Raw genomic sequence first — 21,915 nt, forward strand, 5'->3', positions numbered from 1 at the left:
TGCTTATTATAAGAGAGCAATGCTAATTTGTAAATCTTACGATTAAATCTCTTTTTGTAGACAACGTAACGAACTATCGCACCTCTCCACGAAAATAAGGGCCTTCCTGTACATGGAAGACCCTGAATAGAGGCAACTTTCTTACTTCTGTTTATCCTGGATAAAATACTGTACGGTTTCTGCCGCCTTCCTTGGCCTGATACAGTGCTGCATCGGCATGCTTAAGCAGCTGCTCTGTCTCGTCTGCTTCCCCTTGAGAAAGGGTAACCCCAAGCGAGATCGTAATCGCACGCCCCATCGGTGTCGGAAAAACGGCTGTCGTCTGACGAATCCGTTCGGCAATCTCCATAACTTCCTGCTCGGTCACTTCATACAGCAGAATAATAAATTCTTCGCCACCATAACGGAAGCAGAGATCCTCCACACGTACCTGACTGCGCAGAATACCTGCCAGCATTTTCAGCACCTCATCCCCGACGGGATGACCATACGTATCATTGACCGACTTGAAATGATCAATATCCAGAATAATCATGGCAAAGGAATACCGGTTATGCACCCAGTTATTTGTTATGGATTGCAGTGCACGACGGTTTAGCAGCCCGGTAAGCGGGTCCTGATTCGCTTCATTCTGCAGACGTTTTTCCTTTTCCCGCGTCTCTTCTTCCAGCACCATAATCGCGTAATGCAGCTGTCTCGCCTCATAATTCCATCGATTCAGCCGTGGTCTGTTCTTGCCATGATGTCCCGCTGCCAGATTCTGAGCATATGCAGCGAGCAGATACAGCGGCTTGGCTAAGCGATGAGAGAGCCAGAAGGTAAACAGCATAAGCAGGAGAATGACCGGTATCAGATAAAGCAGTGTGGAGCGGATCAACATATTGGAGTAAATATTCGTATTTTCAATAGGTGTCTGGAATACTATACCCCAGCCTACATTAGAGATGACCGAATATCCGGCGAGATACGTATGACCCTTGGAATCGCTAACGATCTGTTTACCGCTCTGACCCTGCATAAGTGCTTGTACTACTTTATTTTCCTGTATATTGGTATTAATTATGGAAGAATCGGGGTGGTAAATAATATTACCCTTTCGATCCACGACATAAAAATAGGATCCGTCGGTTTTCTGACTGTTGGTACCGAGCAGTTCTTTTAGCCGGTTCTCCTGATGCAAATACAGTGCACCGGCAATCATCCCTTTATACTCACCTGAGGAAGTAAACAAAGGATGAGTCATCAGTATGATAGTTCGATTAATCTTGCCGAGGTATGGCCTGGAGATGGTAGGCCGTTTGGCTTTAAGTGCGTCTATGCTGATGGTTGTTGTGAGCTTTGTACCTGCCTGATTGAGACTTATCGGTGAGTTCAACACAATCGTCTTATCTGGCTTGATTAGAAAGACAGCATTAAAAAAGCTGCTCGAATTACGGAAATAATCCAGATTGCTCTGTTCTGTCTGCACATCCTGTTCAGGATGATTGATAATATAGTTGGCACCTTCCTCCAGGGAATGCTGCATAGAGGATACGAGAGATTCAGTAATATGACTTAATTCTCTGGCGTGAATTTCATTTAATTCCAGCACCTGCTGCTCAATCGATTGCCGTTCCTGGGTATATCCGATGAAGAGGCAGGAGAGGAGAATTAAAAAGGACACCAGGAATGCCAGCCCACCCATAAATGTCGAAAGCCGGATTCCCTGCACCTGTTGGTGTATCATTTTCTTCATGGCAATAGCCCCTTTACTGCCTTTAATTAGAATTATTATCGGCTTTACGAGGCGCTGCGATAAGCGCAAATTCGGATTGCAACGATAAGCCTGTATTGGCTGCCGTTCAATAGCTGCTTTTCCTGTTCACTCGGAACACTCTGTTCCTGTAGAAATCAATATATTTTAAATGTAAATTGATACTTAAAATGATATGCAAAAAGTTAATAAACCCTGTTTATCTTATTTTTTAAAGGGTAATAAACAAGGTGAGCGATGATATTTATAGTATATTTTGTAGAAAGTAGTTATATCTCGCAGATTGCAATCATACTTCAAGGCTAAGGAGAATGAGAAAGTGAACCTATACATCCAGGAAGCTATTCATAATCAGGAATCTCTGAATATTCATCTGATCAGTGGTGAGACTTATATTGGCACATGCGAGGCACACCATAATCCCAATTTTTTTATTATTCATACCAATCATGGAGCGCTGACTTTCCCGTATTGGGCAATCAAGCGGGTCAAACCAGAGATTCAGCTCCAGTATTAATATAGAATCACCCTTTATCACATATTATAAAACGGCTGATGGGTCGAATTCCGATCTTCCAGTTCATTTACCCCGATTCATTGTATTTTCCTATCTATTATTTTGACCTACCTCTTCCTCTACTTATTTTCTGGAAATATTGTCCTACCCTTTAGCTGCTGCTCTTTTACTATGTCCTCTATTTAGTCTCTGACCCTCACTGTCTATTGCCCTTTACGAATAATTGTATATGTATATCTGCCATAGGCCAGTGATAATATCGCGGGCCTATTTTATATGTGTGCCTGATTGAGAGCCCGATCACTGGACCCGATATCCGGTAGTTGATATAATCGAACTGCATTTGTTTATAAAAAGAAGATTGCGGTTAAATAAGCTGTTGTTAGGAAGTCATATAACAACCAGTAATATAACTCGAAAATAACCTGTATTTTGGCATTTGAAATGGTACCCATCCTATTTATATTCATGAGGAGAACCCACCATGAACCCTTATATTCAGCAGGCAATCCGTCACAAAGATACTCTACATATTCATCTGGTCAGCGGCGAGACGTATATTGGCATCTGTGAAGCCCATCACAATCCCAATCTGTTCATTATACATACGGAAGAAGCTTCCCATTGCCTGCCTTACTGGTCGATCAAGCGGGTGAAAAAGGAAAATCTTCATTAAGTCTACCGTCAGTCTGTCAGCAGCAGATCAAACAAGCCGTTGAATAATTCATCCCAAAAAAGCAGCCCCTGTAGATATTGGGGCTGCTTTTGGATATATTTCTCCAGACAGATTATACCGCTTAATACTGCGATACCGTGATCGAAGTGTTATCGCTCATCAACGCCAGATTATTTTGTACAATCTGTTCGCCGGCTTTGAGGCCGCTTGTAATCAGCGTCTGGGAACCGGACTCGCTGCCGATGGTCACTTCCTTGCGTATGGCATGGTCTTTGCTGACCACATAGACGTACGCTTTTTTGCCGTCTTTCTGTACGGCTTTGCTTGGTACGATAATGCCCTGTTTGGCATTTTTGCCGACAAAGCTGACATCGGCCAGCATACCGGATTTTAGTTTGCCGTCTGTATTGGAGACGGTAATTTTGACCGGATAGCCATTACCGCTGGCATCCATCGGATTGATATTTTTCACTTTGCCGCTGGTTACGATATTGGAGGAAGCGACACGTACCTGCACCTGATCGCCTGCCTGGATATTATTGATCTCATCGGCAGGTACATAGATCAGCATATTGACGGTGCTCAGATTCGCGATCACCAGCGAAGCTGCCGATGGGCTTGCCATTTCGCCGACTTCCGCATTCTTGGTGGTAACAATACCATTGATTGGCGATTTGACGACCGTATCATCCAGGGAATCCTGGGCGATCTGTACGTTCAACTGTGCCTGCTCCAGCTTTTGCTGGCTGGCCTCGATACCTGCTGTGCTGCCGGACACTTCCAGCTGACGCTGGGCATTGCTGTAGCCGGAGTTGGCATTCTCGTAGCTGCTGGTCGCATTCTCATAGGCTGCTTTGGCAGTAGACAGCCCTTTTTGGGCAGTTGTCAGTGATTTCTGGGCAGCAGCCAGCTGTTCTTCGGCATTGGCTTTGCCATTTACCGCATTATCATAGGCTGTCTGCGCACTGACTGCAGCAGCTTGAGCCTGTTCCAGTTCAGCCTGGGTAGCCAGCCCATTGCTTGCGAGCGACTGGGTACGTTTCAGCGTGGACTGAGCATTGGTTAATGCCTGCTGGGTTTGCTTAATGGTGTTACCGGCTGTCGAGACAGCGGTCTGAGCCTGTTTGAGCGCTGTTTGCGCCTGATTTACCGTTCCCTGCGCCTGGTTGATGCTCCCCTGAGCTTGATTGATGGAGCTTTTAGACGAGATGATGCCGTTCTTGGAGCTGACCACACCGGAGTTGGCCGATACCAGACCGGATTCACGGGAATCCTTGGCGGTATTAACGCCTGCGGCAGCCGCAGCCACGTTGGATTTGGCGATCTCCAGATTGTTGCGCAGATCGTCATCTTCCAGCTTGAGCAGTACCTGGCCTTTTTTTACTTCTGCCCCTACATCGACGGCTACAGTCGATACTTTGCCGGAGATTTTTGGCATGATGTTCACGGTGGCGGAGGGGGTCACGGTGCCGGTGTAGATTTCACCCTGTCCGATCACTCCCTGCTGCGCCTGAGCTACTTTTACATTCACATTCATGTCCTGAGATGCCTGGCTGCTGGCGTTGCCGCAACCGGACAGGACAACCGTACTGAGCAGCAGTGCCCCTGCAGTTACTTCCCATTTGCTAATCTTCATTGGTTATTCCCTTTCTTTCTATCTAGAATATGAACCGGCAGAGACACCGGTTATACTTTGCTTTCCTGAAATGTTTCCTTGGCCGCTTTGCGTCTGCTGATGAACAGGAAGACAAACGGAATCGAACAGAACAGCGGTATGGACGAGACGAGGAACGTATCCGCGATCCCTCTGGAATAGGCATCCAGTGAAATGAGACCCGATACGGTCGATGTCCACGAGCTGCCCAGCATCGCCTGGAACGACTGTGCCGCATCCGGCGTAATCGATTCGGAGATTTGCTGGCTGTGCAGCGCAGTACGGTTCTGCATCAGGAAGGTCAGAATGGCGATCGCCATCGAACCGGCAATCGTACGCACCAGATTGGAAGCGGTCGATGCCTTGCCGACTTTGTCCCGTGGTACGGCGTTCATACCGACCGTAGACAGCGGCATCATACAGATCCCGATTCCCATCCCCCGGAACATCAGTACAATTTGCAGCCACAAATGCGGCGTCTGCGGTGTCAGGGTATGCAGATGATAGGTCATAATACTGGTCAGTGTCAGACCTACCAGACCGATCGGCACGATTCCAATCTTGTCAAACAGCTTGCCGGCAAACGGCATCATGACCGCCATCGCTATCGCCTGTGGCAGCAGGATAATCCCGGTATGTACCGGCGATACGGATTGGATGTTCTGCAGGAACAGCGGCGACAGGAAGGTACCGCCATACAGACCCATCATGACAAAGCTTGATGTAATAACGCTAATCGCAAACTTGTAATTTTTGAACAGTGAAATATCGATAACCGGATTCTCCTGACCGCTCTCGACGAAGATCAGGAAGACCAGCGCCCAGAAAGCGATGAAGAACAGACCGACAATTTTGAAGGAATCCCAGCCGTCTGTCGAACCGCTGGACAGTGCGTACAGCAGTGTACCCGCACAGGTCGCTGCCAGCAGGAAGCCGAGCAGATCGAACTTGACGATGGCGCCTTTTGGCGGTTCCTTGATCAGCAGGATAACCATCAGAATGGCGAACAATGCGACAGGCACACATACAATAAACAGGAAGCGCCAGTCGAACCATTCGATCAGATAACCACTTAGCGTCGGGCCGATCGCAGGAGCTGCCATCGCGGCAATCCCCCAGATCCCGAGTGCCATACCGATCTGTTCACGCGGAATAATTTTGTAGACGATGGTCATACTCAGCGGCATAATAACGCCGCCGCCCAGACCGGCAATAATACGCGCCGCGATCAGCGACGTGTCGCTCCAGGCAAATATGCAGAATACAGTTCCCAGTGTAAAAAGACTGAGCGCTGCGATCAGAAACTTTTTATATCCGATCCGCTGCTCCATGAATCCCGTAATCGGAACAATGATTCCCGAAGCCAGTGTGTAGCCCGTAATAACCCATTGAATTTTCGTCGTGGTTGAACCCAGATCTGTCGTCAGCTGAGGAATCGCCACGTTGATCAGACTGTTATTCAGAATGGCGACGAACGCCCCCAGTACAATGGCAAAAAAGGCTAACCAGCGTTCTCTGGGTGAATCACTGGGAGGAGAAGCGGCGATTTCGTTAGTAGCCACTAGAGACCCCTCCTTCTTAGGATGTGTGAATTTTTACTTCAACGTTACTGCCCGGAATCAGCTTCATGTCTTTCGGTACGCTGAGTGCAATCTCTACCGGAATACGCTGGGTGACTTTGTTAAAGTTACCGCTTGTATTGGTTGCCGCAATCGATGCGAATACCGAATTGGATGCCTGTCCTACTTTGCGTACTTTACCCTGAATGACCTGGTCACCGGCAGCATCCAGTGTAATATCCACGAGTTCACCCGGTTTGATGCGGTCGATATCGGTCTCTTCAATATTGGTGGATACGTACAGATTGTTCATATCCGCCATAATGGCAACAGCGGAGCTTGGGGAAGCAATCTCATGTTCCTTGGAATAGACTTTGATCACGGTACCATCGATCGGCGCACGCAGCACGGATTTGCTGATGACGCTGGAATCGAGTCCGGATACGTTTTGCTCGGCGATCGGTTCGTTGCGTGTCAGTACATCGCCTTCTTCTACATCAATATGATCGATTTCTGCGGTGATTTGCGGCATCACTTTGTATTGATCGGCAGTAATGCGGGCATCATCACTTTTTACATAATGTGCACCTTGATACCAGTAGTAATACACCAGTGCGCCACCGCTAACGACCAGTAACACGACTAGAATGGATAAAACAATCTTTCTACTCACTTACTCCACCTCTGCTGTTCAGATAATTTTGGTCATTCTACAGGCTGTCTATGCGCTGCTGGCTTATCCAACCAGTTGTCAACGCAACATGCCTAAATGTTAATTCTTGAATTTAAGATAGCTAATAACAGCATCAGATCATCTCCGGCCTGCCAGCTCTTGCTTACAAGAATATGTACATCCATGAATCGAATTCATCCACTGTTATTGCGGAGTATCCTCTGCTGGGGCATACAGCCCTCGCTTCAACAGATCAAGCTCCAGCGCAAAATTCCGGAGCACCTCATCATAATCCGCTTCCCCGGCAAAAAACTGAATAAAGTTCTGAATGATGATCGCCCGCAGGATTTTGATCAGATGAAAAAGTTCCTTCTCATCCCTGATATTCAGCCCTGTGCGATTAATCAGACTCATATAATTCCGGTAAAACTCACGAATCCGCTCGGAGGTCGTGGGATTTTTCACATCCAGAATCAGCTTGTATTCAATCTTGTAATTCATATTGAGGAAAATGTTACGCGCAAAATCACGATGCTCATGGTGCATAAACCGATGCAGTGTCGATTCAAAAAACTCCGCTGAAGAGGCAAACAGATCACCCTTGTGCTTGACCGCCATCGCCATCATCAGCTCACGGTTGCTGGCGCTGTGCTCCTCCAGAATGTAAAAAAACAAATCCGCCTTGTCTTCAAAATACTGATAAAAACTGCCACGTGGTATGCAGGCATCCTTGATAATATTTGCAATCGACGCATCCGCCAGCGAAGCCCTGGAGAATTCCCGCATAGCCGCATTCATTAGATTTTGCCGCTTCTCGTCCGGCAGGTTAAAAAAGGTTTTTGTTGGCATACATTCACTCCACTGCCTCCCATAGCCTCCGGTTGAGGATCATAATCAAAGCTTGCTGCTGATACGCAAAATGTTCCATCAGATGTAGGCAGGCACAATTTGTTGTCAAAAGTTACATAAAGAATTATATGTGACACCGTGTCATGTGTCAATGTTGTTATTTAAATTCATATATATTAAGTGATAAATTACTGTTAAACGAAGCATGTTGGCCTTGATTTATGCGCATTTATTAGGTTTTTGTCGATTATTGACGAAATCTTGGAAGGGTGGTTGTTTTTTGAAGTGTACAGCAACCGATAAGAGAACCTTGCTCAAAAAAAGACCAATCACTGTCAGTCCCTGCAAACAGCAGATTGACAATGATCGGTCTTTTGAATTGATGATGACCGTTATGCAATTGTTGGTGCGTGGATGATTGGTTATCCGTCCTGCTTCAAGCTCGTCCGCGGACGGCGCCGCTACAATTCATTGACACTCCGGCGAGTTTGTCGTTTGTGGCTGTACATCTGCTGGTCAGCATAACGCAGCAAGCCGGTCATGTCGGCAGCGTCTTCGGGATACCTGCCCATTCCGGCAGCAAAGGAGACAGGAATGTCCACATAATCCTGCCGGAAAATACTGCCTTCGAGCGTCGAGAGCCGGGTGTGTACCATCCGGTCGACATCGACATGCTCCGGACAGGCGAGGAGCAGTACAAACTCGTCACCGCCGATACGACCGACAACATCGCCTGGCTTTTGTACCAGCGTACGCAGCAGCTGGGCAATATATTGCAAATATTGATCGCCGACCATATGACCGTATGTATCGTTAATCGGTTTGAAATGATTCAGATCAATCATCACCAACGCAAAATGCTCGCCGCCAGCAATTTTGAATTGCAGCTGCTCTTCCACTGCCGCACGGTTGTATAATCCGGTCAGTGCATCATGATGTGCACTGTGCTTGTAATTTTGCTCGGACTGGATCAGACGGCGTTCTGTCTCCTTGAGCGGGGTCACGTCCGTCAGGTGCAGCACGAACAAATCTTCATTTGTCCCGGTGATCAGATCGATGCCTGCCACCAGATCAAGACGGATCTGCCCCTGTTTGGTCACGTGCATTTCCAGATGATTCGTACTGTCAGGCTGCTCCAGACAGGAAGACAACATGTGCTGCAAGGATTGCCCGTCGGCAAACGTAAAATGATCCGGAATCCGCTTTATCGGGATATTGATAAACCAGCGTTCTGCGCGCGGATTCATTTCTTTCACATTGCCCATGAGGTCCAGCAATAGAATAGCATTGGGCGCCGACTCGAACAAAGTCTGAAACAGCTTGCGATAATCCGGCATAATATTATATTTGCCGATCAGATGACGCAGCCGCATCGCCCATACCAGATAACCGATAAAATAAAAAATCATCGAGACCCGCGTAACGATCACACCGCTTTGCAGCAAAGTCGTAATCAGCGCAAACGTGCCGAACAGCTGAAAATCGTTGAGCAGCAGTGAGCGGTAAATGACTTTGCGCCGCGGCTCCCGTGTGCGCAGCCAGCTGTACGCCAGCAGCAGCACAGACAGCAGAATATACCCGATAATAAACGCAATCGACATCAGCAAAAATGTCGGATGCAGCGGACTGCGGCCATCCGTCACCTGCTCATTGTACAGCTGATGATGATCCCAGGTGAGCAGAAAGTACAGCCATAATACATACGGAGACGCATACACAAGCGGCAGCCATTTCCGGAAAGTATATGTAACAGAGTCGCCAAGCAAAATGCTGAGATGCACCAGTGTGCACACGAACAGCAGCAGCGAAGGTGAACTGCCATACAGCACCAGCTGCATCTGATACTGTGGCAGCAGCGATGTTTTTAGATATTCAAACAAAAAGTACATTACCAGTGCCATCATCAGCAGCGCAGCTGCGCGGTTAATCCTGCTTTTCCGATTGCGGTAAATCAGTGTAATCGCCATATACAGAAAAAAGTAGGTAGGCAGCTGAATCGTCAAAAAATCCATGAACAGATCGTTCATTCACACGGTCCTCTCCATCCGGGATGTCCAGAATAAAGCCTATACCACTTTCCGATTCACATGGTCCATAATGTTTTTCGCAACAGTATAAGTTTCTATTACGATTATCGTAAGGAATTCAAAGGATTTTGACAACAAAAATCGTTTGAAAATGTGATTTTATCGGCCTTCGCTGCATTGGTCTGGATAATGACCCAAAACGAGGAAAAAAGAAAAGCAGACACAGGTTGGAGAACAGGCTGCAATCATCACTGACTGACATCTGTATCCAACTCGTATCTGCTTGTTGAGATTACATACCGCTTGCTGCTGATCTATATCAACGCAGGCTATCGGATAATACGGTGAAAATAACGCCTAGCGCATGCGCTCCTGCATCCGGATAGCCAATACTGCGTTCACCGACCGTACCTGCACGGCCCATGCGGGCTACGATATCCTTGGTCTGCTCTGCGCCCTGTACAGCCGCTTGCGCTCCCCGGGCAAAAGCTGTCTTCAGATCAGTCCCGGACTGTGCGCTCTCGGACCAGACATCTGCACAAGGAACAAGCGCATCAATCAGCGTCTTGTCTCCTACAACAGCACCACGTCCAAAGGAACGTTCACCGGTCGCCTGGATGCCCTGTACCGCCGCCTGCAGCATATCGGCAAACTGGGCGACGGTCACTTCCTGGACGTCTCCGGCTGCCTTGCCGGCTGCCCGGAAAGCCGAGCCCCAGATCGGACCGGATGCTCCGCCGCAGGCTTCCATAATCACGAGTGACGAAGCATTCAGGAAGCTGCCAATACTCAGCTGTTCCTGGGAGAGAATATCTCTCCATTCCCGCTTTAGCTGACGGAATCCCTTGGCGATGCTCATCCCGAAATCCCCATCACCGGCATGCGAGTCCAGATCGCAGAACGGCACTTCATTATCGATAATCACTTCGCTCATCTTGTCGACAATATAAATCAGATTATTCAGCGTCAACGTGTCTCCCTGAATGACTGCATACTCCGAAGAAGTCTCCACTTTGAACGATATCGGATGATCCGCAGTCGGTTCTTCCACAGCCGCTGTATAGGAGACCGGTTCGACCGGACCCGATACTTTGAATGCCGGTGTATCGCTCTCATGGGACAACAGCATCTTCAGTTCATCATCCAGCTTCATAAAGGTCAGTGATATGCCGGCCATATCGATACTGGTCATATAATTACCGACAAAAGCGCGGTTAATATGGATATTCTGCTCCGCCAGTTCACGGGTAACCGCATGATTGAACAGATACAGCTCCTGCAGCGGCGTCGCGCCGAATCCGTTCACCAGCACGGCAATCTCGCCGGTATAACCCTGGTCCAGCTGCATGTCTTTGAGCAGATCGTGGACCATCCGCTGTGCCAGCGTATCTGCAGATGCCATGGCATCCCGCTCAATGCCCGGCTCGCCATGAATGCCGACTCCGTATTCCAGTTCATTCTCACCCAGTTCGAATGTCGGTGACCCTTTGGCGGGAACTGTACACGATGTCAGGGCAAAGCCGATACTGCGCACACTCGCGGCTGCTTTTTCCGCAGCCGCTTTGACTGCCTGCAGATCGCGTCCTTCCTCTGCTGCAGCTCCGGCAATTTTATGTACTAGCACCGTACCGGCGACGCCTCTGCGTCCTACCGTGTACAGACTGTCCTCGACAGCGATATCGTCATCGACTTTGACATAATCGACAGTGATGCCGTCTTCCTCGCACAGATAGGCAGCATTTTTGAAGTTCATCATATCACCGCTGTAATTTTTGATAATGAGCAGTGCGCCCTTGTTACCGGCTGTCGATTTGATCGCCTGGTACACCTGGATCTGGGAGGGGGAAGCGAATACGTCTCCACATACTGCGGCATCCAGCATGCCTTTGCCAATATAGCCTGCATGCGCCGGTTCGTGCCCACTTCCGCCGCCGCTGATCAGGACGACTTTGTCCTGCGGGATGGTCTTTTTCTTGATGACTTTATATTTAGGGATCAGCTCCAGTTCGGGATGGGCCAGAACCATGCCTTTGGCCATTTCCAGTACCATGTCTTCCGCTTTGTTCATTACTTTTTTCATTAATGTGCCTCCTCTGATCTGTAGGATCGCTGTGAATCGGGCTGCTCTGCTGCACAGCAATAGGTGCAAACAGTATATATTACCCTTCCATTCGCTGTTTGTCGCAGAGGTTCGACAAGCGGCTTGATTTCTCCCGGCTCGGAAGCATAATAAGCACAGGATTCCCTCCAGCAGATCCCCATCAGTAATGAAGCAGACGTCCCTGATCATTCCATTGTCCGTACATTCTGTTGTCTCTGGTACAAGTAATAAATTTGTTCAATCGCTTCTGAAAAACCAGCGGTTGATGGATATAGCTCTGGATCGTATCGATGCGAATATGACGGTACAGGGAGGGGAAAGCGATAAAGTTCTCGTATACTTGATCTTCCTCTCTCAGCCGCTGCCAGATCAGCTCATGAATTTGAAAAGAAGCAGGATTCATATCCGGCAGCACTTTCCTTCCCTCCTCTTTCATAAAACCGAGCTTTTCAAGACGGCGTACACGTTCTTTATTTAATTCGGTCCATGAGCTTATCGGGCTTCGTGGAGAAAAGCGCTGGGCAAGCTGGTGATCGGACATTTTCTTTTTGATTCCATCGATCCAACCAACACACAGTGCTTCCTCGACAGCATCCAGGTAAAGCAGCTTATCCGCTGAAGGAGTCATGCTCACAATCACCCAGCAGCATCTGGCTGTCTGACTGTGCTCTTCCAACCAGTTCCTCCATTCTTCCCGGGTACAAACCGTAATAAGATTTTCAATTTCGATACATACCGTCTCCTCTTTGCATAGTATCCTGCCAATACATTTTGGCTGTTCTTGAGATACAGGATCAGGCAGAAGGAAGAGGCGGCTGGCTGGCATACCAGTAGAACACATAATCCGTCATCGTGGAAGCATAACCCTGCTGACGCAGCATGGTGGAGATATTGCCGCGATGATAGGTTCCGTGATTGGCTACATGCAGCAGAATCTCCGAGAAGCTGACTTCACGAATGCCCGCATAGGGATTATCAACCAGAATGCGCTGCTCCAGGTCTGTCTGTTCCTGCAAATAGGCATGGTACTGCTCCGACAATTGATTTAGCATCTCTCTATACGTCCCGATGTCTGCCATTACCCGGGTAGCAAAAGACATACAGTCCTGCAAAGCTTGCCCCATATTGGCACCTGTCATTACTCTGTACCACATCTCGTCGACAGCACACATATGCGAGAGTGCATGCGCAATCGTCGGGAAAGAACTGTTTACCTCCTGACTCAGTACAGCAGGCGATAGTTCGGCGATTCGTTCCAGAATAGTGTGTGTGGCCCAGATGTGATAATTGAACATTTCTACAGGGTGGTTAGTCATGGATAACATTCTCCTTTGGTAAAAGCATGAATTGGGTTGGGAACTGTTATCATTATAAAAAAAGAAGTATGACAGCAGTCTGTCATACTTCTTCATACAGCCGGAGCGCTTTTTGCAATTGTTCTCTGAGAATACTGCGAAGTGCAGTCGGTGCCAGTACTTCTGCTCCGCTGCCCAAACTCAGCAGAACCGACCAGAGCCATCGGGCTTCCAACGGCTTGTATACATGAATCCGCATCGTCATGCTGCCATCCTCATGAAATTCCCTGTCCAACTGCTGGAACTGATCCAGTGCTTCCGCCAGCGCTTCAGGCTGCACCCGGATCACTACTTCTTCCGTATCGCGGGTGGCATCGCTCCATTCTGTATCGGTCCATCGGGTCAGCCTGTTTGCTTGCAGTATTTCGCGATGGCTCTGAAAAGGCTCTGCCGTCAGTTCCACATCCATCATACGTGACAGGCGGAATTCCCGATATTCCTGTCGGTTCCGGCAGTATCCGTACACATACCAATTGCCGTATTTGAAATAAAGATGTACCGGCTCCATCTCGCGGGTAGTGCGTATATTGTCTGCATTAATATAACCAAAACGCACTACTTTTCGCTCTGTAATTGCTGTGCGCAAATGAGCAAGCACATGGGGGGCCGCACGCCTTGTCTCCAGATCGACAGACAGGCTTGGCGGATGATGCTCCGCTTCGATCGTCTGCAGCCGTTCAATCGTCTTTTGCACATGCTTGTCTTCGAATACAGAAGACAGACTGCGCAGCACGGTGATCAGGGAAGCCACATCATAGGAGCCCAGCAGGCTTTTGTCCATTTTGTAGCCCTGCATCATGCCGTATCCGCCCTGGCTTCCCTGATGCGAGATCACCGGGAAACCGGCGGCACAGATCACATCGATATCCCGGTAAATGGTGCGCGGGGACACCTGAAATTCTTCGGCCAGCGTGGCGGCGGACAGCACTTCATGATTAAGCAGTTTATAGATGATGGAGACCAGTCGTTCCAGTTTCATGTACAGCTCCTTATCCTACAAATAATGATTCACTGCCATCGACATAGACGATCGAACCGCTCACATGGGCGGACTCGTCCGACAGCAGGAACAGTACAACACTCGCCACCTGCTCCGAGGTGCCTTTTCCTTCCGGCAGAGGGACGGTTCCTTCCGGATATTCGACCTTTTTGACTTTCATTTCCTTCATCTCCGGCAGCTGATTGCCGGTTCCCTGGATATTGGTCTCAATCGATCCTGGTGCGACGATATTCACCCGGATATTGTAGGGGGCCAGTTCGAAAGCAGCCATCTGTCCAAAGGCGGCAATCGAAGCCTTGGATGTACTGTAAGCAGCGAATCCCTGCTGGGAAAATACACGTGTCCCGCTGAGCGAACTGGTCAGTGCGATACTGCCACTCCCGTTTTGCTTCAGGTAGGGAATGACATACTTGACACTGGTAAAAGCACCCTTGACATTATTGGTCATCGTGGTATCCCATTCCTCGTCCGGTATCGCTTCGATCGGACCGACGACACCGAGAATACCGGCATTGGCAAACAGCGTATCGATCTGGCCCCACTGCTCTACGATTTGCTCCAGCGCCTGTCGGTACTGGGCAGGTACCGATATGTCAGCGGTAAAGGCCAGTGCTTCTCCACCGGCCGCCTCAATGACCTGCTTGGTCTCCTGCACTTCTTCGTCGGTCTTGTTGATAAGTCCGACTCTTGCTCCTTCGGCAGCGAGGCGAATCGCCGCTGCACGGCCAATGCCTGATCCGGCACCTGTAACGATAGCTACTTTCCCTTTCATTCGGTCCATAGGTTCCAGCTCCTCTGTTATGATCTGTTCTGGCAGTCTTGCAGGTAAGTAAGCGTTATCTTTCCGCTTGTTTATTACCCTTAATCAGCCGTAGTGACTTCATCAACATGGATTTGGAACGACTTTTTGCAGACAGATTCAGCACAGATTTTGCCTTATGCCGGTGTGTTCATGGAACGGCATAGGTAGAGGGCGATGCATGCACAGTCTCCCCTGTATGAGATGTATGCTGTAGCAGTAATGCGTAGAAGCCATTGCATACCCGGTCAAAGGGTCATATAGCCGCCGTATCTCGCCAGATATTCTTCCTTCTCCTTGTAATCCGGCATAATGCCGCCGACCTTGCGCCAGAAGGAACGATCATGGTTCATATGCAGCAGATGGCACAGTTCATGTACGATCACATAGTCGATAACTTCCACTGGTGCCATAGCGAGCCGGTAGTTGAAGGTCAGCTTTTTGTCAAAGCTGCAGCTGCCCCACTTAGTGGTCGATTCGACGATGTCGATACTTTTGGGCTTGACCTTCAGCTGCTGCTGATAGGCGGTAATCCGCTGGTTGATCACTTTTTTACAGCTGGCAAAATAGAACTTTTTGAGCCGGGTGCGCAGCTCTTCTTCGCTGGCCTCTCCGATCTCGATCAGATCTTGAAGCTTGTGCTCCCGGCCAAGGTACATAAAGGTCCCATAATCCTGATACGTCCTTGCTTCCGGAGCGGGCTGCCTGCTGCTTAACCGACGCAGATTGTCCAGCACCCATTCGCTGTGCTGCTCGACGAGACGGATAATGGCATCTTCCGGTGTGCCGTTCGGTGCCTTTACCGTTAACAGACCACCCGGGTCGAGCTGGATAGATACTTTTTTGCGTTTGGAATATTGCACATTGCATGCTATGGTCTGGTTCTGAATCGTAATGTTCATCGTAATCTTCTTTCTGTATGGAATCTAAGGTGTTCTTATCATATCACACCCTGACAAAAAGCAGCAGCGCTGTGATAAGCGCTGCTGCCGGGTAGAGCGAATATGAGGTTCGAATCTAATAAATTCTTATCAATTGCAGAGAAAGGCCAACAGCCTACAGGTTCTCTGCCATTTGCTGTCTGTAGCTGGCCTGCCGACTTACATCACCTGATCGGTCGGACGGATCAGCACTTCGTTGACTGCCACATGTCTTGGGCGTGTCACAATGTACTCGATCGCATCCGCAATATCCTGTGCTTCCAGCAGTTCGATATCACTGAAGCTCTTCATGCTCTGTTCACGCACTTCCTCGCGCAGATGGCTGCTCAGCTCCGTCTTCACTGCACCAGGCTCCACAGCGGATACACGAACGCTCTGACCAGCCACTTCCTGGCGAAGCGCATCGGTAAAGGCAGCCACACCGAACTTGGTCAGATTGTAGACCGCACCGCCGGCCATCGTTTTGCGTCCGGCAACCGAACTAATGTTGATTAGATCAGTCACTTTGCGTTCCGATGCGGAAGCGCTTTTTACCAGGTGCGGCAGTGCGGCATGGGAGACATACAGCAGACCGTTGACATTAATGGATACCATACGTTCCCATTCTTCCAGCGGTGCATCCGATGCCGGACCGAGCAGCATGACGCCAGCATTGTTGACGACGGTATCGAGGCGTCCGTACTCTTCTACCGTACGTGTAACCGCCTGTTCAGCCTGCTTCTGATCGGTAATATCCGCTTCGATGACGAGCGCTTTGCCACCACTCGCTGTAATCTCTGACGCCAGCTGTTCGAGACGATCTTTACGACGTGCGACGATGGCTACTGCGGCTCCCTGCGCAGCCAGTGTCTTCGCTGTAGCTTCCCCGATTCCGCTGCTTGCTCCTGTGATCAGTGCGACGGTTCCCTGTAGTTTTTGTGTCATAGGTGAACACTCCTTTGTGGGTTATCGTTAAGTGGCTTATGGACTGTGAATTTTATATATGTGCTAACTTTGTATTACCACTCGCACGCTGCACTAATCACTTATCGCAATTTTATTTTTCAAAATTTAATTTACAAAGGTGGTTTCTGACCATGTCCACTTCGTTTACAATGCGTGCATATGGGCCGCCGCTTCCTGCCATGGCACCGAATAGCCCTGCCCTTTGGCACAGAAAATCGACGATGAGGAATAGAGCGGATCGGCATCCTTGCGGTACTGCTTGTGCCTGACAACCTCTTCTTGATTATGGCAATGCTGGTATCCGCCGAATGTCAGACTGATCATGCCCCGGCCATGGGTAAAAGAAGCCAACTCTGCGCCATAGTTCATGAACGTCGCTACCGGTACCGTGCCGGACAGCAGACAATGCGCAGCCGTCATTTCCGGAGAAGCAATCGTGCCATGAGCCTGCTGCACATCCGACATGATCCGTCCCATATGCTCCAGCTCGGCTCTGATTCGGAAATGGTAATACGGTTCAAGCACGATATTGTCTGTCTGTTCCAGTCCCTGGCGGATCGCCCGATAGGTCGCTTCCCGGAAGTCGCCGCCGCTCGTATGCTTGTTATGCGCCCTGCCAGTGAGTAGTGTGATCACCGTATCGGTCAGCGCCGCTCCGGTCAGCAGACCATGATGCTCACGCTCCAGCACATGCTGACCGACCAGATTCTGATAACCGACAGCCAGCTGATCGGGGTGACAGGCATTACGAAATACGATACCGCTGCCCGGCTCTCCCGGTTCCAGCTGCAGATGCACCTCGGCATAATGGCGCAGCGGCTCAAAGTGACCATAGCCTGTCACCGGGCGGGTAATTGTCTCCTTGTACAGGATCTCCGGCGGTCCAAAGGTAACCGCCAACCGGAAGCGGTCCAGCAGCAGCTTTTCCAGAATTTCCAGCTGAATCGCGCCCATCACCTGAATATGCAGTTCCTGCAGTTGTTCTTCCCACGTCACTCCCAGTGAAGGGTCCTCTGCTTCCAGTTCGCGGAAGATACGCAGCACTTCGCGGATCGGTTGTTCAGGCGGATAGTTCACCCGCGAAGTCAGCGCAGGCACCAGGTGAAAAGGCTGCTTGCCCTCATAATCTCCCAGTCCCGTGAGCGGCCCTGCCCCGGTCAGTCCGGTGACTGCGAACAGCTCTCCGGCAGTAACACTATCTGCTGAACGGTACTTCTCCCCGCTGTAGATACGTATACCGGTAATTTTCTCTTCCAGCGTCTCCGCAGACAGCGACGTATAGGTAAGACTGTCACGCACCCGCAGCGTACCTTGCAGTGCCTTGATATAGGTAATGCGGGTGCCACTGCTATCATGGCCGATTTTGTATACCTGTCCGGCAAAGGGCAGCTGCTCATCATACTCCGTCACCGTCAGCCGATCGAGCTGCTCCAGAAATGGGGCAATACCTTCATCCTGCAGCGCCGATCCGTGCATACACGGATACAGTCGGCATTCCCGGATCATCCGGGTCATCGCCTGTTCCCAGTCTGCTGCGGTCATCCGGCCATCCAGATAGGCATCCAGCAGCGCTTCATCACGCTCTGCCAAAAAAGTCTGCAGCTGCTCATCCACTGGCTCGATTTGACCCGGCTGCCAGGAACGGGTCAGATCCGCAGCATCCGGTGTCAACAGCACCCGGATCTCCTGCAGCACCCGGTCTGCATCCGCACCGATCCGGTCCATTTTGTTAATAAAAAAGAAGGTCGGGATTCGGTACTCCCGCAGCAGCTGCCAGATGGTCTCCGTGTGCCCCTCAATACCTTCGACAGCGCTGATCAATACGATCGCATAATCCATCATGCGCAGTGCCCGTTCCATTTCGGCCGAGAAGTCGGCGTGACCCGGCGTATCAAGCAGATAATAGACCGAATCTCCATACTGCATCACGGCCTGTCCGGCGAATACCGTAATGCCGCGTGCCCGCTCAATCTCATGATGATCGAGAAACGTATCCTGATGATCCACTCTGCCCCGGCTGCGAATACTCCGGGTATGATATAAAAGCTGCTCTGCAAATGTCGTCTTGCCTGCATCCACATGAGCGAGCATGCCAATCGTTTTATTCATATTCGTTCTCCTGATCCTGTTCATAATATGGCTGTCATCCGGTTCATCCGTCTGATCCCGTTCGACAGCAGCTGGTCTTATGTTACCCGATAACCCGGCTGCCTGCCAGCACACAAATACCGGACTTCCTGGCTGCGGAAGTCCGGTATTTGTATCTATTATCTGTTATCTGTTTATTTTATTCGGGCAGCTGGCTCTGGATCAGCCATTCACGGCATTCCGGCCACCAGCGGTCATATTCCGCCGATTCACGGTGTCCCAAATTTGGAATCAACGTAACCGCTACCGTATTACGGTGATCGGGATACATGTCAGCCATTTCCGCCTGGAAGCGCAGTGCACCATCCGGCGGTACATGTGTGTCATCCTCTCCGCATATAAAATGAATCGCCGGGTGATGACCATAGGAGGGGATATGGGTCAGCGGATTGAGCTGATTGTACCAGTAAGCCGCATAGGCATCCGGCTCACCGGTCGGCACAGCTGTACCGGGCTGGCGCACATCTTCCATGCCCGTACGCAGCCAATCCGGCGTCGCTGCAACTGCTGCGACTTTGTGAATACGGTGGTCAATCCCGGCAGCTGCGACAGCGATATCGCCGCCCATCGACAGTCCGCCTATTTGCACATAAGGGTCTACCTTCAGCTCCCGGATGGCCCAGTCGATTACACGCAGTGTATCCACCGTCGTCTGCCCCAGAATCGGCCACATATACTGCTGGAAATTGCCGAATACCCGGCCAAACAGATCTTCTTCTCCGGCAATGCTTCGTTCACCGTGCTGCCAGGCATCCAGGCTCACTGCGATAAATCCGAGTTCAGCCAGTTCCTCCAGCATCGGCTTCATCGTTTCCTTGGAGCCGCTGAATGGATGCAAAAGAATAATCAACTGCCGCCGGGATGGACTGACCTCCGGCTCTGCCCATAATACCGGGATATGATCTACCCATGCAGAGTTGGTAACAATAGATTGCTGTTCATTCATTATGTAACCTCCCTGATTGTCCAGTCTTGTAGTCTGAACATCATTATGATCTCGCTTTCATTACGTACTTCTCCTACCACTACCTCTCTTCCGCTTATTCGAAACATTCACATGTCAAAAAACCTCTTCCGGCGTTTGTCCCGATGACTCAGGAAACAGCCGAAAGAGGCGTTAATAGTACAAGTAATCAATAGCTTTGTTTTGGACTTGGACGTTAGACCAGCGTCTTGAGCGCTTCGGTCGTGAACATCTCGATCTCGTCCGTACGATTGTCACGAACCTTGTTCGGCCAGGCCGGGTCGCTGATCAATGCGCGTCCAACAGCGATCAGATCGAATTCCTGATCTTCCAGCTTCTGCAGCAGCGGGTCGATATGTGCTGCCGGATCATCCTCTTCTACCTGCTGTGCACGGTTCGCGAATTCGGACTTCAGACCGACCGAACCTACAGAGATCGCCGGTTTGCCGGTCAGCTTGCGTGTCCAACCCGCCAGATTCAGCTCAGAACCTTCAAATTCCGGCAGCCAGAACCGGCGTGTCGATGCATGGAAAATGTCCACACCGGCACTTACGAGCGGCTGCAGCAGCTGCTCCAGCTGTTCCGGTGTCTCTGCGAGACGAGCCTGGTAATCGGACATTTTCCACTGGGAGTAACGGAAGATGATCGGATAATCCGGACCGACTGCTTCCCGGCAGGCTTGCACGACTTCAGCCGCAAATGTCGTACGTGCGACCAGATCACCGCCATAACGGTCTGTACGCTGATTCGTACGCTCCCATAGAAACTGGTCGATCAGATACCCATGTGCTCCATGCAGCTCAATCGCATCAAATCCGATTCGCTTGGCATCTGCTGCTGCCTGTGCGTATGCCTGAACGAGCTGACCGATCTCTTCTTCGGTCAACGGTTCATTGACCTTGTTGCCTTGAAGATCCAGTCCGGATGGTCCGACCGGAGACGCTTCGGGATTCGGTTCATCTCCCGGTTTGCGAGCCATGCCGACATGCCAAAGCTGGGGTGCAATTTTGCCGCCCGCTTCATGTACGGCTTCGACGACCTTTTGCCAGCCGGCCAGTGCTTGTTCACCATGAAACAGAGGAATGGTAGCTCCACTCACTGCCGATGGATGGTTAATGGCTGTGCCTTCCGTAATAATCAGTCCTACACCACCTGCTGCACGAAGCCGGTAATATTCCGCAACTTCGGGTCCAGGTACGCCACCCGGTGAGAAGCCGCGAGTCATTGGTGCCATGACGACCCGATTGCTCAGCTCCAGCTTGTCACTCTGAAAAGGTCTGAATAAGGATTCTGTGTTCATGTTAACGTCCTCCTTGCATATGATGGATTACTTGATTATTTTTCGTAACAACAATACCTTAGCATAGTGATATATGTAAATCAAACCGGCAGACGCTGAATAACAGGTACGGCAGCATCCAGATCGATACGGTATACATCCGGATTGCTCATCGTCTCCCATTCTGCAAATCCAAACTGTACGTCCCATAATCTCAGCAGCAGCGAAATCAGATTGCCATGCGATACGATAGCCGGACGCTGATATCCCTGATCCACAAGCTCTGTAATTACCTGCATCGCACGTGCCGCCGCTGCGCTGCTGGACTCTCCACCCGGGTAGCACAGCTCCGGCTCATTATAGGTACGCCGGAGCCTATCACGCCAATCCGGTGCATCCTGCCCGCAGAGCACCCGCTCGATCAGCCGGTCGTCGGTCACGATATTCTGCCCGATCCGCTCGGCGAGAGGCTGGATAGTACGGTATGCGCGTTCATAAGGACTGCTCACAATCCGGTCCACCTGCTGCAGTGCCGCCAGCTTGGCCAGCGCATTCGCCTGCCGGTATCCACGTTCGGTCAACGGTGCATCAGGAGCCTGCCCCTGTGCTTCACAATGACGGATAATATACAGATTAGCCATAGTCCACGTAATCCTCCTTGTTACAGCCAGCTCG

Annotated in this window: 19 protein-coding genes; 2 read left to right on the forward strand and 17 right to left on the reverse strand. The window is 50.2% G+C overall.

Going from position 1 to position 21,915, the window contains the following annotated elements; all coding sequences use genetic code 11:
- Positions 1-151 precede the first annotated feature (151 nt).
- Complete coding sequence (locus WH45_RS11630; protein ID WP_052723742.1) at positions 152-1,735, reverse strand: sensor domain-containing diguanylate cyclase; 1,584 nt, start codon at positions 1,733-1,735, stop codon at positions 152-154.
- Between the two features lie 337 nt (positions 1,736-2,072).
- On the opposite strand from WH45_RS11630, the gene WH45_RS11635 reads away from it, so the two are divergent.
- Positions 2,073-2,270 carry a hypothetical protein gene (locus WH45_RS11635; protein WP_046214478.1) on the forward strand — a complete coding sequence of 66 codons (198 nt, stop codon included), beginning with the start codon at positions 2,073-2,075 and terminating at the stop codon, positions 2,268-2,270.
- 484 nt (positions 2,271-2,754) lie between these two features.
- Complete coding sequence (locus WH45_RS11640) at positions 2,755-2,946, forward strand: hypothetical protein (RefSeq protein WP_046214479.1); 192 nt, start codon at positions 2,755-2,757, stop codon at positions 2,944-2,946.
- Between the two features lie 121 nt (positions 2,947-3,067).
- Here WH45_RS11640 and WH45_RS11645 read toward each other — a convergent pair whose 3' ends face one another.
- The 16 genes from WH45_RS11645 to WH45_RS11720 all read right to left on the reverse strand — a co-directional run bounded on the left by WH45_RS11645 (position 3,068) and on the right by WH45_RS11720 (position 21,881).
- A complete protein-coding gene (locus WH45_RS11645) occupies positions 3,068-4,582 on the reverse strand; it encodes an efflux RND transporter periplasmic adaptor subunit (RefSeq protein ID WP_046214480.1) in 1,515 nt (504 codons plus the stop codon).
- A 50-nt stretch (positions 4,583-4,632) separates the two neighbouring features.
- Complete coding sequence (locus WH45_RS11650; RefSeq protein WP_046214481.1) at positions 4,633-6,162, reverse strand: DHA2 family efflux MFS transporter permease subunit; 1,530 nt, start codon at positions 6,160-6,162, stop codon at positions 4,633-4,635.
- A gap of 16 nt (positions 6,163-6,178) precedes the next feature.
- On the reverse strand, positions 6,179-6,832 hold the full coding sequence (locus WH45_RS11655; RefSeq protein ID WP_046214482.1) for an HlyD family secretion protein: 654 nt from the start codon (positions 6,830-6,832) through the stop codon (positions 6,179-6,181).
- A 204-nt stretch (positions 6,833-7,036) separates the two neighbouring features.
- The gene (locus tag WH45_RS11660; protein ID WP_046214483.1) at positions 7,037-7,681 is read right to left on the reverse strand and encodes a TetR/AcrR family transcriptional regulator; all 645 of its coding nucleotides are present in this window, start codon (positions 7,679-7,681) and stop codon (positions 7,037-7,039) included.
- Between the two features lie 461 nt (positions 7,682-8,142).
- The gene (locus WH45_RS11665; protein ID WP_046214484.1) at positions 8,143-9,708 is read right to left on the reverse strand and encodes a sensor domain-containing diguanylate cyclase; all 1,566 of its coding nucleotides are present in this window, start codon (positions 9,706-9,708) and stop codon (positions 8,143-8,145) included.
- Between the two features lie 319 nt (positions 9,709-10,027).
- On the reverse strand, positions 10,028-11,788 hold the full coding sequence (gene dhaK / locus WH45_RS23160; protein ID WP_046214485.1) for a dihydroxyacetone kinase subunit DhaK: 1,761 nt from the start codon (positions 11,786-11,788) through the stop codon (positions 10,028-10,030).
- 181 nt (positions 11,789-11,969) lie between these two features.
- Positions 11,970-12,539 (reverse strand): YdeI/OmpD-associated family protein, encoded by a 570-nt coding sequence (locus WH45_RS11675; RefSeq protein WP_046214673.1) that lies wholly within the window; start codon positions 12,537-12,539, stop codon positions 11,970-11,972.
- A 64-nt stretch (positions 12,540-12,603) separates the two neighbouring features.
- Positions 12,604-13,125 (reverse strand): DinB family protein, encoded by a 522-nt coding sequence (locus tag WH45_RS11680; RefSeq protein ID WP_046214486.1) that lies wholly within the window; start codon positions 13,123-13,125, stop codon positions 12,604-12,606.
- Positions 13,126-13,207: 82 nt separating this feature from the next.
- Entirely contained in the window at positions 13,208-14,143 is a 936-nt protein-coding gene (locus WH45_RS11685; protein ID WP_046214487.1) for a helix-turn-helix transcriptional regulator, read from the reverse strand.
- A gap of 10 nt (positions 14,144-14,153) precedes the next feature.
- On the reverse strand, positions 14,154-14,945 hold the full coding sequence (locus WH45_RS11690; RefSeq protein WP_046214488.1) for an SDR family NAD(P)-dependent oxidoreductase: 792 nt from the start codon (positions 14,943-14,945) through the stop codon (positions 14,154-14,156).
- Between the two features lie 266 nt (positions 14,946-15,211).
- The gene (locus WH45_RS11695; protein ID WP_046214489.1) at positions 15,212-15,865 is read right to left on the reverse strand and encodes a M48 family metallopeptidase; all 654 of its coding nucleotides are present in this window, start codon (positions 15,863-15,865) and stop codon (positions 15,212-15,214) included.
- Positions 15,866-16,063: 198 nt separating this feature from the next.
- A complete protein-coding gene (locus WH45_RS11700) occupies positions 16,064-16,828 on the reverse strand; it encodes an SDR family NAD(P)-dependent oxidoreductase (protein ID WP_046214490.1) in 765 nt (254 codons plus the stop codon).
- A 165-nt stretch (positions 16,829-16,993) separates the two neighbouring features.
- Positions 16,994-18,958 carry an elongation factor G gene (locus WH45_RS11705; protein ID WP_046214491.1) on the reverse strand — a complete coding sequence of 655 codons (1,965 nt, stop codon included), beginning with the start codon at positions 18,956-18,958 and terminating at the stop codon, positions 16,994-16,996.
- 178 nt (positions 18,959-19,136) lie between these two features.
- Entirely contained in the window at positions 19,137-19,943 is an 807-nt protein-coding gene (locus WH45_RS11710) for an alpha/beta hydrolase (protein WP_046214492.1), read from the reverse strand.
- 214 nt (positions 19,944-20,157) lie between these two features.
- Positions 20,158-21,261 carry an NADH:flavin oxidoreductase gene (locus WH45_RS11715; RefSeq protein ID WP_046214493.1) on the reverse strand — a complete coding sequence of 368 codons (1,104 nt, stop codon included), beginning with the start codon at positions 21,259-21,261 and terminating at the stop codon, positions 20,158-20,160.
- Between the two features lie 80 nt (positions 21,262-21,341).
- Positions 21,342-21,881 (reverse strand): histidine phosphatase family protein, encoded by a 540-nt coding sequence (locus WH45_RS11720; protein ID WP_046214494.1) that lies wholly within the window; start codon positions 21,879-21,881, stop codon positions 21,342-21,344.
- Between the last annotated feature and the right edge of the window lie 34 nt (positions 21,882-21,915).

The organism is Paenibacillus wulumuqiensis, from assembly GCF_000971965.1.
Classification (GTDB): Bacteria; Bacillota; Bacilli; order Paenibacillales; family Paenibacillaceae; genus Saccharibacillus; species Saccharibacillus wulumuqiensis.

Coding starts and splice junctions, on each gene's coding strand:
- WH45_RS11630 (WP_052723742.1), bottom strand. CDS start 1,735: ATGAAGAAAATGATACACCAACAGGTGCAGGGAATCCGGCTTTCGACA.
- WH45_RS11640 (WP_046214479.1), top strand. CDS start 2,755: ATGAACCCTTATATTCAGCAGGCAATCCGTCACAAAGATACTCTACAT.
- WH45_RS11645 (WP_046214480.1), bottom strand. CDS start 4,582: ATGAAGATTAGCAAATGGGAAGTAACTGCAGGGGCACTGCTGCTCAGT.
- WH45_RS11660 (WP_046214483.1), bottom strand. CDS start 7,681: ATGCCAACAAAAACCTTTTTTAACCTGCCGGACGAGAAGCGGCAAAAT.
- WH45_RS11665 (WP_046214484.1), bottom strand. CDS start 9,708: ATGAACGATCTGTTCATGGATTTTTTGACGATTCAGCTGCCTACCTAC.
- dhaK (WP_046214485.1), bottom strand. CDS start 11,788: ATGAAAAAAGTAATGAACAAAGCGGAAGACATGGTACTGGAAATGGCC.
- WH45_RS11680 (WP_046214486.1), bottom strand. CDS start 13,125: ATGACTAACCACCCTGTAGAAATGTTCAATTATCACATCTGGGCCACA.
- WH45_RS11685 (WP_046214487.1), bottom strand. CDS start 14,143: ATGAAACTGGAACGACTGGTCTCCATCATCTATAAACTGCTTAATCAT.
- WH45_RS11690 (WP_046214488.1), bottom strand. CDS start 14,945: ATGGACCGAATGAAAGGGAAAGTAGCTATCGTTACAGGTGCCGGATCA.
- WH45_RS11695 (WP_046214489.1), bottom strand. CDS start 15,865: ATGAACATTACGATTCAGAACCAGACCATAGCATGCAATGTGCAATAT.
- WH45_RS11700 (WP_046214490.1), bottom strand. CDS start 16,828: ATGACACAAAAACTACAGGGAACCGTCGCACTGATCACAGGAGCAAGC.
- WH45_RS11705 (WP_046214491.1), bottom strand. CDS start 18,958: ATGAATAAAACGATTGGCATGCTCGCTCATGTGGATGCAGGCAAGACG.
- WH45_RS11710 (WP_046214492.1), bottom strand. CDS start 19,943: ATGAATGAACAGCAATCTATTGTTACCAACTCTGCATGGGTAGATCAT.
- WH45_RS11715 (WP_046214493.1), bottom strand. CDS start 21,261: ATGAACACAGAATCCTTATTCAGACCTTTTCAGAGTGACAAGCTGGAG.
- WH45_RS11720 (WP_046214494.1), bottom strand. CDS start 21,881: ATGGCTAATCTGTATATTATCCGTCATTGTGAAGCACAGGGGCAGGCT.